This is a genomic window from Paenarthrobacter sp. A20, assembly GCF_024168825.1.
In the GTDB taxonomy this organism is placed as follows: Bacteria; Actinomycetota; Actinomycetes; order Actinomycetales; family Micrococcaceae; genus Arthrobacter.
This window is the reverse complement of the sequence record NZ_JALJWH010000001.1, coordinates 4,917,368-4,931,718: the sequence shown is the minus strand read 5'-3', so window position 1 is coordinate 4,931,718 and position 14,351 is coordinate 4,917,368. Positions and strand designations below refer to the sequence as shown.

At 63.5% G+C, this 14,351-nt stretch carries 11 protein-coding genes; 7 read left to right on the top strand and 4 right to left on the bottom strand.

The window, feature by feature from the left end; all coding sequences use genetic code 11:
• From J3D46_RS22800 to J3D46_RS22790, 3 genes are read right to left on the bottom strand one after another with little or no spacing between them, the layout of a single operon-like run.
• The gene (locus J3D46_RS22800) at positions 1–1,110 is read right to left on the bottom strand and encodes a Xaa-Pro peptidase family protein (protein ID WP_253469018.1); all 1,110 of its coding nucleotides are present in this window, start codon (positions 1,108–1,110) and stop codon (positions 1–3) included.
• Positions 1,107–3,155, bottom strand: coding sequence for a DUF6807 family protein (locus J3D46_RS22795; protein WP_253469017.1), 2,049 nt, complete (start codon positions 3,153–3,155; stop codon positions 1,107–1,109). The genes J3D46_RS22800 and J3D46_RS22795 overlap by 4 nt, the downstream gene beginning before the upstream one ends.
• The gene (locus tag J3D46_RS22790; RefSeq protein WP_253469015.1) at positions 3,152–4,369 is read right to left on the bottom strand and encodes an acetylxylan esterase; all 1,218 of its coding nucleotides are present in this window, start codon (positions 4,367–4,369) and stop codon (positions 3,152–3,154) included. Before J3D46_RS22790 ends, J3D46_RS22795 begins: the two co-directional genes overlap by 4 nt.
• 375 nt (positions 4,370–4,744) lie before the next feature.
• Between J3D46_RS22790 and J3D46_RS22785 the strand changes: the two genes are divergently transcribed.
• The 3 genes from J3D46_RS22785 to J3D46_RS22775 all read left to right on the top strand — a co-directional run bounded on the left by J3D46_RS22785 (position 4,745) and on the right by J3D46_RS22775 (position 8,146).
• Positions 4,745–5,689 (top strand): carbohydrate ABC transporter permease, encoded by a 945-nt coding sequence (locus J3D46_RS22785; protein ID WP_231340749.1) that lies wholly within the window; start codon positions 4,745–4,747, stop codon positions 5,687–5,689.
• On the top strand, positions 5,682–6,611 hold the full coding sequence (locus J3D46_RS22780) for a carbohydrate ABC transporter permease (protein ID WP_231340750.1): 930 nt from the start codon (positions 5,682–5,684) through the stop codon (positions 6,609–6,611). The genes J3D46_RS22785 and J3D46_RS22780 overlap by 8 nt, the downstream gene beginning before the upstream one ends.
• A gap of 182 nt (positions 6,612–6,793) precedes the next feature.
• Positions 6,794–8,146: an ABC transporter substrate-binding protein gene (locus tag J3D46_RS22775; protein ID WP_253469013.1), complete on the top strand. Its 1,353-nt coding sequence runs from the start codon at positions 6,794–6,796 to the stop codon at positions 8,144–8,146.
• Positions 8,147–8,219: 73 nt separating this feature from the next.
• On the opposite strand, the gene J3D46_RS22770 is transcribed toward J3D46_RS22775, so the two are convergent.
• Positions 8,220–10,238: a beta-galactosidase gene (locus J3D46_RS22770; RefSeq protein ID WP_253469011.1), complete on the bottom strand. Its 2,019-nt coding sequence runs from the start codon at positions 10,236–10,238 to the stop codon at positions 8,220–8,222.
• Positions 10,239–10,446: 208 nt separating this feature from the next.
• Between J3D46_RS22770 and J3D46_RS22765 the strand changes: the two genes are divergently transcribed.
• The 4 genes from J3D46_RS22765 to J3D46_RS22750 are packed head-to-tail and all read left to right on the top strand — an operon-like array spanning position 10,447 to position 14,332.
• Positions 10,447–11,733 (top strand): ABC transporter substrate-binding protein, encoded by a 1,287-nt coding sequence (locus J3D46_RS22765; protein WP_253469009.1) that lies wholly within the window; start codon positions 10,447–10,449, stop codon positions 11,731–11,733.
• Positions 11,734–11,782: 49 nt separating this feature from the next.
• Positions 11,783–12,733: a carbohydrate ABC transporter permease gene (locus tag J3D46_RS22760; protein ID WP_253469008.1), complete on the top strand. Its 951-nt coding sequence runs from the start codon at positions 11,783–11,785 to the stop codon at positions 12,731–12,733.
• A complete protein-coding gene (locus J3D46_RS22755) occupies positions 12,730–13,656 on the top strand; it encodes a carbohydrate ABC transporter permease (protein WP_231340755.1) in 927 nt (308 codons plus the stop codon). The genes J3D46_RS22760 and J3D46_RS22755 overlap by 4 nt, the downstream gene beginning before the upstream one ends.
• A gap of 34 nt (positions 13,657–13,690) precedes the next feature.
• Positions 13,691–14,332, top strand: coding sequence for a Poxvirus protein I5 (locus J3D46_RS22750; protein ID WP_253469281.1), 642 nt, complete (start codon positions 13,691–13,693; stop codon positions 14,330–14,332).
• The last annotated feature ends 19 nt before the right edge of the window (positions 14,333–14,351 follow it).

Genomic DNA, 14,351 nt, shown 5'->3' with positions numbered 1-14,351 from the left:
TCAGGGGCGGAGCGTCAGCGGACGACGGCGGCCGTCCACTTCGGTGGTCGGCCAGCGATCGTCCGTGGTCAGGACCCGCAGGCCGGAATCCGTGAGCAGCACCGTGTCCTCGATCTTCACGGCAGGACCGGACGGGTTCCACGTGAAGGGCTGGTTGAGGACGATGGTGTCCGTCACGTCTGCGGTGACCCGGGGATCGCGGCCTGCATATCCTGCTGGGCCGCCCTGGTGGTGCAGCGTCCACTGATCGTCGCCGAATCCATGCCGGGCATAGGCCTGCTGGATCTGGGTGAAGACCTCGTTGAGCCTGGCGCCGGGGACCGTGGCCCGGAAGATGTCGGCCTCTACAGCTGCGATGCGGGCCTCGGCGTCCAGCTCCCGGGGAGTCCCGGCGTCGAACGCCACCCAACGGGTCACGTTGGCCACCAAACCGTTCCTGCGTGCACAAACAACTGCCATGGCGCGCCTGCCGATGGGGGAGTGCGTGGCCAGCGGGTGCCGGAAGTCGCTGCGGGACGTGCCGTTGCAGAGCAGGACCAGCGGCTCGGCACCTGCTGCAACGATCCTGGCGGCCAGCTCTGAAACCAGCTGGAACTCAGTGGTTTCCGGTGTCGCAGTTGTGAGGACATCGGTCATGGCTGCCGCCGCGTCGGCGGACAGTGAGGCGTACCGGGCTGCCTCGGCGGGCAGGAGTTGCTGGCGGGCCGCCCGGAGTTCCGAGGTGACTGCAGCCTCCACCAGTGGGTCTCCGTCGATCGCCAGGCCCGCGGCCGCAGCATGCAGCTGGCCGTGCCATGGGACCGTGTCCAGGCTGACGCCTTCCGGCAATTCCTCGGCGGCGATCCTCCCGGCCTCGTTGTTGAACGTGACCAGATGGTCGCCGGAGCGGTCCACCAAGAGGGCCGCGATGGGGTCGCCGGCCAGGCTGATGTGGACGCGACTGCCGTCCAGGTACCAGGTAAGCGCCGTGTTGGACGTCAGCAGGAGCGAGTCGCGTCCTGCGGCGTCCAGGATGTCCAGCACGCGGCGGCGTTTCACGGCGCGGTCGGCTGCGTTGCCGGGAGCCGTGAGTGCAGCCACGGCTGGAGTGGATTGAGTGGGCGTGGTCATGCCGATTCCCCCAAGGTAGTGATGAGCAGTTCAATGTCTTGTGTTGCCAGGAAGCCATCCGTGACGAGCACGGTGACCGACCTGTGGACAGGGCGTTCGGGCTCGGCGGACACCGGGGCATCCCAGGCCAGCGATAGCCCGACGCCGGGGTAACCGGAGTGCCGTACGAACCAAGGGTCCGGGGCCTGAGGCGAAGAAAGGAATACGAGCGTTGCCGGGTGGCCCAGCCCGGGGTCGCCCGTGACGTGCGCCGCGTCGGACGTTCCGGCGTCGAACGTTCCCGACCACGCCAGCCATGGCGCCACGGTGCCGTGCACAGCGTCCTCGCCACGCGCGTCCGGAGTCCAGATGGTGGCGCCGCCAACGTTGGGCAGCCGCCAGAAGAAGCCGCCGTAACCGCCCTGCGGCCGCCCGTTGGAACCGGGGCTGCCCAGCAGTACGGTACGACCGGTGGCGGACTCCAGCGTGAAGTCCAGGGTCAGTTTCCATGCTGAATTCCCGACGGCGGCCCAGCGCCACTCGCGCTGCTCGCGCAGCACCGGTGTGCCGTCGGGCCCGAGCCAGCTCAGGTGTTCGCGCCGATGCCCATCACTGTGCTCCGCGGATTCGGTGACGATGCGGCCGTGGTCCTTGCGCCAGACGTACGCCCCGGCGTCGCGGGTGTAAGTCCGGCCGCCCCAGAAGTTGATGCCATCCACATCCTGGAGTGCCACACCTGCACCCAAGTGCCACACGTGGTCTTCGGGGACGTGATCGGTGACCACCGTTCCGCCAAGGGTCCGCACGGGGTGGACATAGGGGCGCGGGGAGGAGGTCCCACGGATGTGGGTGCCGTCCTGGAGTGTCGCGACCGGGGTGCCGTTGATGGTGAGGGAGGTCCCGGCGGAGTCAGTCCACGGTGCTCCGAGCTCCGCGAAAGTGGCTTGGCCCAAGGCTGCCCGGCGGATCAAGGATTCGATGCCGTGCACCACGGGGTGGGCGTCGTCGTCCCGGCCCTCCCAGCTGATGAAGTCCGGATGGATCGGCAAGGGTGAGTCTGCCGTGCGGATGGCCTCCAGCACGGAGATGTAGGCGCCGGCGCCACTGAGCGGGCTGAGTAGATCCTTCTCACTGCGGGCGGCCAGCAGGTTCTCCAGCAGATCCTTCCGCCCAAAACTCTGCGTCCGGACACCCTCGGGCGTGGTGATCTCCACTCGGTCCTCCGTGTACGAGAGGGCGAGCTGTCCCAACGTCCCGTAGATGGTGACCGCCGGTGCGGACTGCACGGGTGCGCAGAGCGTCAGGGCGCAGGTCAGGACTGTGCCGTCCGTGGTCCGTACCCTCACCACTGAGGTGTCGTCACTCTCGGTGTCGTTGGCCCGGTAGAGATCGGTGTCTACGGATTCGACATCCGCTACTGTCCTGGCACCAGCCAGCCGCAGCCCGGTAGCAACGGCGTGCGCCAGGGCGTTGGTGGCCACCCCGTCCACCACGTCGGTTCCGTTCAGGCTGCGCTTCCCGGCCCACCGGGAGCGCTTGAAATACCCCTTGGTGCGCAGCCACAGGCCAGTGGCACTGATGCCCCGGACCTCACCAATGCCGCCGGATGCCACGAGTGCTTCGATCGCGGGCAAGGCCTCGGAACCCAGGCTCTGGAACCCCACTTGAACCAGTCGTCCGGCGCTCGCGGCCGCTGCCATGACTTCCTCGTATTGCTCCATGGACGCTACTGGTGGCTTTTCCAGATACACATTGGCGCCGGCTTTGAGGGCAGCGAGGGCCAAAGGCGCGTGGGTCTGGATGGGCGTGGAGACGATCACCACGTCCGGCGCGGTTCCAGCAGCGAGGAGCTCATCAAGGGACGTGAAGACGTCGACCCCGTGGCTGAGTTCCCCCTCCGCCGGGGGTAGGGGATCGGCCACGGCAACCAGTTCGACGCGGCCGGCAGCGCTCAGGCGGTCAAGGTTGTCCAAGTGCCGTTCGCCGAATCCGTGCACGCCCACCAGTGCGATGCGGGGGAGCCGGGCTTGGGCATCCGCAGTTGAGGTGGTCAAAGGCTGGGTCATGAGTCCGTCCTAGCGGGATCAGGTGCGGTGGAACTGGCGGGGTGTGTAGGCTGCAGGGCTGCGGTGAGGAAGGCCGCGGCCTCGTCCTGCATGGCCGGGGTAAAAACGTGGGGTTCCTGCCAGAAGCTGCCCGTGTAGCGGGTGGGCATGCGTGACGACAAACGGGCATGGGCGTCGCGCATGCCCTGTTCGGGGAAGAGGTGGTCGGCCAGTCCGTATTGGACCAGGACGTGGGCGTTGGAGCGCACAGCCAGGTCCGGCCAGTCTCCAAGCCTGGCCAGGCCAGGGGAATGCAGCAGCCAGGAGTGTGCGTCGAGGTAGGAAGGCAGGAGCGACTCAAAAGTGGTCATCATGCAGGTCACCACGTAGCAACGGATCCGGGGAGTGAGGGCGGCCAGCACCAAAGCCCGGCCACCTCCGCCGGAGAAGCCCAGGCAACCGAGCCGATCCCGGTCCACTCCCGGCAGGGATGCCAGGATACCCAGTGCCGCGAGGTCGTCATGCGCCACGGTTCCGGCAACACTGCTTCCGAGCAGCGTGGCAGCTTTCGCCACGGTTTCCTCGTGGGCGGCCGCCGCTGAGTCGTACTGTTCCGCCGCGGAGGGTTCGACGCCGGCCTCCCGCCAGAGTGCCTGCTGGCCGTCGACCGCTTTGGCAGTCCGCCAAGGCAGGGGATCCAGCTCAAAACGACGGCTGCCCCACATGAAAGCGTCGTGCGCCAGAACGGCAAAGCCCTGTTGTGCCAACCACGTGGCGGGCGCCCGCCCGCCGTAAAGCTTTCCACTCAATCCGCGAGGCAGGCGGCCGAAGCCGCCAGCGGTGGAGGTACCGCCGTCGTGGTCTTCGGCGCCTGCAGGAAGGGACACGAGCCGCTCGGCACCGTAAGCCTTGATGCCTCCATGGCAGTGCAGGGCGAGCAGGCCGGGCAGTGGTCCGGTGGCGCCGGCCGGCCGCACGAACCAAGCGGAGGTTCTTGGCCCGAAGCCCAACTGCCAGGAAAGGGACGAGGTGATGACGCCGTCGTGCTCCGATTCCGAGTGCACCGTGTACCCAAGGTCCGGTGTTACGGCAGGAACCCCAAGTGTGTCGGCCAGTTGCCCCGCTTCAGGCGAGCCGGCCACGTGCTGATGGCGCGCCGCATACCCGGGCCAATCTTCGTAGCCGGCCAGCGCGCTGGGGCGGTTGGGCGATTCTGCCATGTCAGCGGTGGTCATGGCAGGCGGAGTCGGTGGGAAACAATTGTGTCCAGCCTTATCGGTGCGGGGTGGTGTGCGGAAGTGCACGCCGGGCTTCTTCAGCGTGGGGAAATCGATGTGGGCGGCTTCGCAAGAAAACGCTTTCTCAAAAATTAGCAAAAGGCTGTACATGGGTCAAGAAAACGTTTACTTTGGTACGGAGCCGCTGAAAGCCGGGACCCGAATCCTGGCTTCCCATGGGGGAGCGCCGGAAGTATGGCGGCGCCCCCGCAAGGCAAGTACCACCCAGACTCGAACTCCGTGGATGGCCACGATGACCAAAGGAGACCACATGGCCGCTGTAACAAACACGGGGACGCCGCAAGGCGTTCGCGCTCCGGCGAGGGGGAAACAATGAGCGCCATTGGCGAACTCTCCACGATGACCCGCCGCAAGGGCCCCATGACCAAAGAAGAGAAGAAAGCGAACGGCCGCGACAATAAGGCCGCCTACGTGTTCCTTCTTCCCTGGCTGCTCGGCCTGGCTGCGATCACCGTGGGCCCCATGCTGATGTCCTTGTACCTGTCCTTCACGGACTACAATCTCCTGCAGCCACCGGAATGGGTCGGCCTGGACAACTTTGTCCGGATGTTCGGCGATGCCCGCCTGCACAACTCGCTGCGCGTCACCTTCACCTACGTCCTGGTGGGTGTTCCGCTTCAGTTGGCTGTTGCTCTGGTGATTGCCTTGGTCCTGGACAAGGGTCTTCGCGGCCTTCCGTTCTACCGCTCCATCTTCTACTTGCCCTCCCTGTTGGGCGGTTCCGTTGCTGTTGCCATCCTGTGGAAGCAGATCTTCGGTACCACCGGCCTGGTGAACCAGGTCCTTGCGATGGTGGGCATTGAAGGGCCGGGGTGGATCTCTGACCCCAACACCGCACTGGGCTCCATCATCCTGCTGCACGTCTGGACCTTTGGTAGCCCCATGATCATCTTCCTGGCCGGCCTGCGCCAGATCCCGGTGATGTACTACGAGGCAGCCAAGGTGGACGGCGCAACCACGCTGCAGCAGTTCTGGCGGATCACGCTCCCCATGCTGAGCCCCATCATCTTCTTCAACCTGGTGCTGCAGATCATCGGTTCATTCCAGTCGTTCACGCAGGCGTTCATCGTCTCCGGAGGCAACGGCGGCCCGTCCGACTCCACCATGTTCTTCACCCTGTACCTGTACCAAAAGGGCTTCGGCCAGTTCGATATGGGTTACGCCTCAGCGATGGCCTGGTTCCTGCTGGTCATCATCGGTGCCTTCACTGCCATCAACTTCATCGCTTCAAAGTATTGGGTGTTCTACGATGACTAAACTCCAGACCCTCCCCGCCGCTTCCTCCTCTGACGCCACGTCCGGTAAGAGCCCGCGCCGCCGTGAATCCCGGGGAAACCTGGCCTATAGCCGCAGCGCCCGCATCAAGGGCCTGATCAAGCACGCCATCCTGATCCTTGTTGGCGGCGTCATGATCTACCCGCTGTTGTGGATGGTGGTTTCCTCCCTGCGCCCCAATGACCTCATCTTCCGTGAGCCGGGTCTCTGGCTGGAGAACCTGGAGATGAGCAACTACACCGACGGCTGGTCCGCGCTGACGCACCCGTTCGGGCATTACATGATCAACTCCGCGATCGTGGTCCTGGGCTCGATCGTTGGCAACCTGGTCTCCTGTTCCATGGCCGCCTACGCCTTCGCCCGCCTGCAGTTCAGTGGCAAGAAGATCTTCTTCGGCATCATGCTGCTGACCATCATGCTGCCCTTCCACGTGGTAATCGTGCCCCAGTACATCCTGTTCTCGCAGATCGGCTGGGTGAATACGTTCTGGCCGCTGATTGTGCCCAAGCTCCTGGCCACGGATGCGTTCTTCGTGTTCCTCATGGTCCAATTCATCCGCGGCATCCCGAAGGACCTCGATGAGGCAGCGCGCATTGACGGCGCCGGCCACCCCCGGATCTTCCTTCGCGTCATCCTGCCCCTGATGGTCCCGGCCCTGGCCACCACCACCATTTTCACGTTCATCTGGACCTGGAACGACTTCTTCGGCGCCCTCATCTACCTGACGGACCCGGATATGTTCACCGTGCCGGTGGCTTTGCGGGCCTTCGTTGACTCGCAGTCCGCCACCAGCTGGGGATCACTCTTCGCAATGTCCATCGTGTCCTTGCTCCCCGTATTCCTGGTCTTCCTGTTCGGCCAGCGCTTCCTTATCAAGGGCATCGCCACCACAGGCATCAAGTAGACCGATCGTTCCACCAGAAGGGGGCGCATGCCGCCCCCTTTTGGTGAGTGCCGCCGTCGGACGCCACCAACAAGTAGTACAAGTCAACGTCTTGTCATACAAGACTGTGACTTGTACCATAATCAACAGTAAGAAAACGCTTTCTCACATCGCATCAGGATCAATGAAGATCGGAGACAACAGTGCCGGTAAATCCAAAGGGTGAAGCAATCGCCCCCGCAACCCGTGCTGAAGCACCCAAGGCCAAGCGCAGGCTCCGCGCCTCTGCCCTCATCGCAGCAACAGCCGCCGCGGTACTCGCCCTCACCGCCTGCGGCGGGGGATCCGAGGCGAAAAGCGCTGACGGAAAAGTCGAGCTTCGCTTTTCGTGGTGGGGCGGCGACAAGCGTGCGCAGCTGACACAGGAAGCCATCGCGGCGTTCGAGGCCGAGAACCCCAACATCAAGGTCAAGGCTGAATACGGCGACTGGAGCGGTTACTGGGACAAGCTGGCCACGCAGGTTGCGGCCAACGATGCTCCTGACATCATCCAGATGGACGAAAAGTACATCACCGAATACTCCACCCGCGGTGCCCTGCTTGACCTTTCCAAGTACGACATTGACACGTCCAAACTCGACGAAGCCGCACTCAACGCCGGTAAGGGCGAGAAGGGCCTTACGGGTATTGCCGCGGGCATCAATGCCGCCACCATCCTGGCCAACCCGGCGGTCTTCGAGGCTGCAGGCGTAGCGCTTCCGGATGACAAAACCTGGACCTGGGAAGACTTCGAGCGCATTGCAGCCGAGGTGACAGCCAAGTCTCCCAAGGGGACCTACGGTGCTGCGGCCTACGGGACGGACGAAGCCTCCCTCGGGGTGTGGCTGCGCCAGAACGGTAAGTCGCTCTACACCCAGGACGGAAAGCTCGGCTTCGAGCCCTCGGACATCAAGGGCTACTGGGAATTCCTGAAGCAGATGAGCGAGAACAAGGCAGTGCCTACGGCATCGGAGATTGTCGAAGCCGAAGCCGCACCGCTGGACCAGAGCGGCCTGGCGACCGGTAAGAACGGCATGGCATTCTGGTGGTCCAACCAGCTTCCCGCCCTCGAGAAGGCTTCCGGCGGCGAACTGCAGATCCTTCGGTTCCCGTCCAAGACCGGCAAGGCTGAGGACGCCGGCCTTTGGTACAAGGCGTCGCAGTTCTGGTCGGCATCATCGCGGACCAAGCACCCTGAAGAAACAGCGAAGTTCATCAACTTCCTGACCAACAACGCCAAGGCCGGAGAGATCCTGCTGGCCGACCGCGGCGTCTACCCCAACTCCGAGGTCCGCGACGCAATCGCCCCGAAGCTCGCGAAGGCGGACGTCAAGGTGGTCGACTTCATCGGCGCCATCAAGGAAGAGCTCGGCGAAGCCCCGGCCGCTCCGCCGAAGGGTGCAGGTGCCATCCAGGAAATCATCAAGCGCTACACGTCGGAGGTCATGTTCAACAGGCTCTCGCCGGAAGAAGCCGGGAAGAAAGCCGTGGATGAGATGAAATCCGCCATCAGCTAGCTTTTCTGCAACGGGAACCGCGTCCCGGGCGATCATTCGTGATCAGCCCGGGGCGCGGTTCTTGCGTGTTGTGTCAGTCTTCCGCGATGACGGCCACGGCTCCGGCGGGTACAACGCCACCGAAGCGACCACCGCTGAGGAGTTCCTCGCCGTCGGACTTCACGGTGGCGTCCTCCCGGCTGTGGTTAATGGCGAACAGGAAGCTGCGGCCGTCTGCGGCGCGCCTGCGGGAAAGTTCGACGCCGGCAACCGCCTCGGCCACGGCCGTCACCCCGGCTTCCTCCACCAGTCGCGCGGTCAAGGAGTCGATGCTTCCGGCGTCGGGAAGCGTTGCGAGATACCAGGCGGAACCGGTTCCGACAACGCGGCGCGTCAGTGCCGGGACGCCGTCGAGCGGGTAATCCGTGAAGGTGGCAACAACCTCCGTCGAGGCGTCCGCGTGCACGTGTTCGCTCCATACGGAGCCCGTGGATCCGTCGCTCAACGTGACGGAGGTTCCGGGGAAAAGCGGGTGGAATTCCTCGCTGCGAATGCCCAGGAGTTTGCGGAAGGCGCCGGGGTATCCGCCCAAGCGGACGTGATCCCGTTCGTCGACGATCCCGCTGAAGTAGCTGACCAGCACCGTGGCCCCACCCTCGGCGGCGGCGGCTATTGAAGCAGCCGCGGCATCCGTCACGGCGTAGAGGGTGCAGGCCAGGATGAGGTCGTAACCGGCGAGGTTGGCGGAGGGGTGGACGAAGTCCGCGGTGATCCCGCGCAGATACAAAGCCCGGTGGAAGGCGCGCATCGTGTCGAGGTATTTCAGCGAATTGTTCGGGTGCGAATCCAGTTCCGAAGCCCACCAGGCCTCGTAGTCGAAGATGATCGCCACCCGTGATTCCACCTGGGAGCCCCTGACGGGTTGCAGCTTGGCCAAAGCGTCTCCGAGGTCCACCACATTGCGCCACACCTGCGTGTCGCGGCCGCCGTGCGGAACCATGGCTGAATGGAATTTCTCCGAGCCGGTCTTGCTCTGCCGCCACTGGAAGAACATCACGGCATCGGCTCCGCGGGCCACGTGCGCCAGCGAGTTGCGGAGCATTTCGCCGGGCATCTTGGGCTGGTTGTGCGGCTGCCAGTTGACCGCGGACGTCGAGTGTTCCATGAGGATCCAGGGCTGGCCGCCCGCTACGCCGCGGGTGAGATCGGCGCTGAAGGCCAACTCGATTTCGCGCTCCGGGTCCGCCGCCACCAGGTAATGGTCGTTGGCAATGACGTCCATGTCCTCGGACCAGTCGAAGTAGTCCAGGGTCTTGGTGGCGCTGGAGACCATGAAGTTGGTGGTGGCCGGAATTTCCGGGGTGACCTCGCGGATCACGGCCAGCAGCTCACGGTAGTAATCGATGAACACCCAGGAGTTGAACCGTGCGAAGTCCAACTGCTGGCCTGGGTTGAGGGTGGTGGGGGCCGCGCCGGGTGGGATGATTTCCTCGAATGAGGCGTAGTGCTGGGACCAGAAGGCCGTTCCCCAGGCTTCATTGAGGGCCTCGATGGAACCGTATCGGCGTTCCAGCCAGGCGCGGAATGCGGCGGCGTCTTCTTCGCCGTGGAACTCGCCAACGTGGCAGCCGAGTTCGTTGTCAACGTGCCAGAGCGCCAGGGCCGGGTGGTCTTTGTACCGTTCGGCGATCATGCGCGTCATGGCGGTGGCGTAGCGGCGGTAGACAGAGGACGACGGCGTGTAGTGGCGCCGCGAGCCACGCTCCAGCGTGACTCCTTCCGCGGTGACGGGGAGGATTTCGGGGTACTTGCGGGCCAGCCATGCCGGCGGTGACGCGGTGGCCGTCGCCAGCGCCACCTTGATGCCGGCGCCATGGAGGTTGTCCATCACGTCATCCAGCCAGCCAAAGTCGTAGGTGCCTTCGGCGGGTTCCAGGAGTCCCCAGGAGAAGATACCGACGCTGAGGAAGTTTACGCCGGCTTCCTTCATGAGCTCGATGTCCTCGAGCCGGATGTCTTCAGGCCACTGCTCCGGGTTGTAGTCGCCGCCGTAGGCGAGGCCGTCGACGCTGTGCCAGACAGATCGACTGCGGGGGATTTCGGGGGAGGTCAAGGGGGACTCCTTCGTCAAGTTGGCCGGGCTGGTGCGGGTGGTGCAGGAGGTATGAGTGCAGCGTATCCGGGAAAACGTACTCTTTGGAAAACGCTTGCCCAGATCCCGGTTTAGGGATATTGTATCGATTCAGAACGAGTGTAAGCGAGATCACTGCCACGTTGTAGATAACTCGACAAACTTGCACCAACTGAGCAAGGAGGCTCTCATGATTGATAGAAGGAAGTTCCTGGGCACGGTGGCTTTGGGCACTGCATCTGCTGCATTCCTGGCCGCGTGTGGCCAGTCCTCGACCGCTGGGCAGGCTGGTTCGGCGGAGAATCCCGTGACCATTACGTACACGTGGTGGGGCAACGACGACCGCGCTGAGCGTACCCGCAAGGCTATTGCGTTGTTCGAGTCGAAGAACCCGGATATCAAGGTCAACGGCAACTTCTCCGACTTTGCGGGGTATTGGCAGAAGCGCGCCACCGAGGCTGCCGGTGGTGGCCTGCCGGACGTGATGCAGTGGGACCTGTCCTACCTGCGTGACTACGGCCAGCGGAACCAACTCCTGGATCTTGGCACGGTGAAGGTCAACACGGACGCTTTCGAGAAGTCTTTGTTGCCGTCGGGCCAGATCCGTGGCAAGACGTACGGCATCCCGACCAGCACGAATGCTTTTGCTGTTTATTATGATCCTGCCAAGCTCGCTTCCTTGGGTATCGCGGAGCCGGATGGGTCCTGGACCTACAAGGAGTTCAACGCGTTCCTGGCCGAGGTTGGCGCCAAGGGCAACGGGACGTTGTTCGGCGGCACCGACTACACCGGCATCTGGTGGAACTTCAACATCTGGCTGCGGCAGAACAACATCAAGGCCTTCACGGACGAAGGCAAGCTTGGGTTCTCCAAGGATGATCTGAAGAAGTGGTTCAACCTCACCGCGGATCTGCGCGGCACCGGGGCCATTGTAGGAGAGGACAAGGCCACGCAGTTGCTGCCCAAGTCCCCGTTCGGCTCCAACGTGACCGCCACGGAAGTGACATGGGATAACTTCATGGCCGGTTACCTCGCGGACTCCGGTGCGAAGGAACTCAAGCTGGTACCTGTTCCCTCGGATGATCCGGAGAACCTGGGCCTGTTCCTGAAGCCGTCCATGCTGATGGTGGCCAGCGCGAAGACCAAGTACAAGGACGCTGCTGCCCGGTTCATTGACTTCATGGTCAACGATCCCGAGGTGGGCCAGATCTTCAAGACCTCCCGCGGTGTTCCGGCGTCGAAGACCCAGCGCGACGGGACCACGTTCGAAGGCACCGACAAACTGGTGGTCGATTACGAGAAGTCCATCGAGAAGTACCTCAAGGACGCCCCGGAGCCGCCCATTGTTGGGTTCGGCACGCTGGAGTCCACGTTCAAGCGGGTCGCCCAGGACCTGAACTACGGCAAGCTCACCGTGGACGGCGCAGCGGATGCGTGGTTCAAGGAAGCCGAAGACCTCATCAAGCAGAACGCCTAAGCAGACCTTCTGTGTCTGAACCGGCCTTCCCAACTGACGGACTGATCTTGTGACTCAAAGCCCAACCCTGAGCAGGCGCACCGCGTCCGTTCCCTCGCGGCCGCGTAAATCGCGGCGGCGCGGGGCGGACGCCCGCGCCGGCTACACGTTCCTGTTGCCCTGGCTGCTGGGATTCATCGCCCTGACCGTGGGCCCGATGATTTCCTCGCTGTACCTGTCCTTCACCAACTACAACCTCTTCGATGCCCCCAAATGGATCGGCCTGGACAATTACACCTCGCTGTTCCAGGACGAACGGTTCCTGCAGTCCGTGGGCGTGACCATGCAATATGTGGTCTTCGGTACCCCGCTCAAACTCGCGGCGGCGTTGGCGATCGCGATGCTGCTCAACAGCAAACGCAAGGGCCAGGGTTTCTACCGCTCCGCGTTCTACGCACCGTCCCTGATCGGAGCGTCGGTGTCCATCGCGATCGTGTGGAAGGCCATGTTCGGCGATTCCGGTCCCGTGGACCAGGGCTTGTCCTTCTTCGGGATCAACCTTGGCGGCTGGGTGGGCAACCCGGACATGACCATGGGCATGATGATCCTGCTGACCGTGTGGCAGTTCGGCGCCCCGATGGTGATTTTCCTGGCCGGCCTGAAGCAGATCCCCGCCGACCTGTACGAGGCAGCGTCGATGGACGGCGCCGGTCCGGTCCGGAAGTTCATCAACATCACCTGGCCCATGCTTTCCCCGGTGATTTTCTTCAACCTGCTGATGGAAACCATCCATGCGTTCCAGATTTTCGCCTCGGCCTACATCATCTCCAACGGTGAGGGCGGCCCGGCAGGCTCCACCCTCTTCTACACCCTCTACCTGTACTTGCGCGGTTTCTCCGATTTCCGGATGGGTTACGCCTCGGCCATGGCCTGGCTCCTGGTGATCGTGGTCGGCATCATCACGCTGATCTTCTTCAAGACCTCCAAGTCCTGGGTCCACTACAGCGGTGATTCGAAATGACAACCATGGCAACACCCACCCAAAACCAACCCACAACGCCCGCGACTCCGGCGCCGGTCTACAACCCGAAGTCCGAGTCCGGCACGGTCAAACGCATCAAGAGCACCATCTTCCACATTATTGCCCTGGCCCTGGTGGCGATGGTCCTCTATCCGGCCCTATGGATGATCGCCTCATCCTTCAAGCCGAACTCCGAGATCGGCGGCGCCAACAATGCGTTGTGGTCGGATAACTTCAGCTTCGATAACTTTGCCACCGCCATGGAAGGCATCGGCGGGGTGTCCACCCTGACGTTCTTCACCAACTCGTTGATCCTGGCCGTCGGCGCCGTGGTGGGAACGGTCCTCTCGGCGTCCATCTCGGCCTACGCGTTCGCGAGGATCAACTTTCCCGGCCGTGGACTGTTCTTCGGCATGATGATCGCCACCTTGCTCCTGCCCTTCCACGTGGTGATCATCCCGCAGTACATCGTGTTCCAACAGCTCGGCCTCGTGGACACCTACGTACCCTTGCTGATCGGCAAGTTCCTCGCCGCGGACGCGTTCTTCGTGTTCCTCATGGTCCAGTTCATGCGTGGCCTCCCGGCCGAACTGGACGAGGCAGCCCGCATCGACGGCGCAGGGCACGTGAGAATCTTCGGGTCCATCATGCTCCCGCTCATGAAACCGGCCCTGATTTCCACCTCGATCTTCTCCTTCATTTGGAGCTGGAACGATTTCCTGGGCCCGCTGCTCTACCTGAACACCCCCGAGAAATATCCGCTCCCGCTGGCGCTGCGGCTCTTCGTGGACCAAACCCAGTCCTCGGACTACGGAGCCATGATCGCCATGTCCGTCCTGGCGCTCCTCCCGGTCCTGGTCTTCTTCCTCGTCTTCCAGCGCTACATCGTCGAAGGCGTTTCAACACAGGGCCTCAAAGGCTGACGGACACGGAAGAGAGTACTGAAAAATGAGCACCATGAACGCCACCGGCAAGTCGTCGGGGAATCCCGGCATTCCGGTCAACCGCTTTGCCCTCTTCGCCGAGACCATCCTGGCGGGGGTCATCGTGCTCCTCCTGTCCGTCCCCTTGGTGACGGCGCCGGCTGCCTATGCGGCCGGCGTCGCGCACCTGGAGAGGCACCTCAGCGGCAGGGACGATTCCCTCCGCAGCTTGTGGGGGAACTTCCGCCGCGCGCTTCCAGGCAGTTGGAAGATGGGAATCACGACGGCGGCAGCCGCCGTCGTGATTGTCTTGAACCTGTTGCTCGCTCTGGTGGGTCAACTGCCCGGCCGGGCAGCCATCCTGCCCGCCACCCTGATTCTCGCCGCGGCAGGGGCGGTCCTCTTCCTGCGGGTCGCCGCCAACTGGAGCGGCGGGGTGAACTGGGACGGCGATGCAGGCCAGCAGCCTGTTGAGGTACCGGGCCAGCAACGCTGGGCTGCCGCCTACGCCAGCGCCAAAGCTGATTCGCTGCGCGACTGGAGTGGTTCGCTCCTCCTGCTCGCGGCCGTCTTCATGACCGTTGTCTTCGTCTGGATGCTGCAGGCCCTGTTCGTGATCGTGCCCGGGACCCTGGTCCTGGCCGCAGCAGCCATCAAGATCCGCTCCCATCGCTGAGTTTTTGTACAGCTAATGC

Excerpts from the sequence above, each read along its gene's own strand:
- J3D46_RS22800 (WP_253469018.1), bottom strand. The coding sequence starts at position 1,110 with ATGACCACGCCCACTCAATCCACTCCAGCCGTGGCTGCACTCACGGCT.
- J3D46_RS22795 (WP_253469017.1), bottom strand. The coding sequence starts at position 3,155 with ATGACCCAGCCTTTGACCACCTCAACTGCGGATGCCCAAGCCCGGCTC.
- J3D46_RS22790 (WP_253469015.1), bottom strand. The coding sequence starts at position 4,369 with ATGACCACCGCTGACATGGCAGAATCGCCCAACCGCCCCAGCGCGCTG.
- J3D46_RS22785 (WP_231340749.1), top strand. The coding sequence starts at position 4,745 with ATGAGCGCCATTGGCGAACTCTCCACGATGACCCGCCGCAAGGGCCCC.
- J3D46_RS22780 (WP_231340750.1), top strand. The coding sequence starts at position 5,682 with ATGACTAAACTCCAGACCCTCCCCGCCGCTTCCTCCTCTGACGCCACG.
- J3D46_RS22765 (WP_253469009.1), top strand. The coding sequence starts at position 10,447 with ATGATTGATAGAAGGAAGTTCCTGGGCACGGTGGCTTTGGGCACTGCA.
- J3D46_RS22755 (WP_231340755.1), top strand. The coding sequence starts at position 12,730 with ATGACAACCATGGCAACACCCACCCAAAACCAACCCACAACGCCCGCG.
- J3D46_RS22750 (WP_253469281.1), top strand. The coding sequence starts at position 13,691 with ATGAACGCCACCGGCAAGTCGTCGGGGAATCCCGGCATTCCGGTCAAC.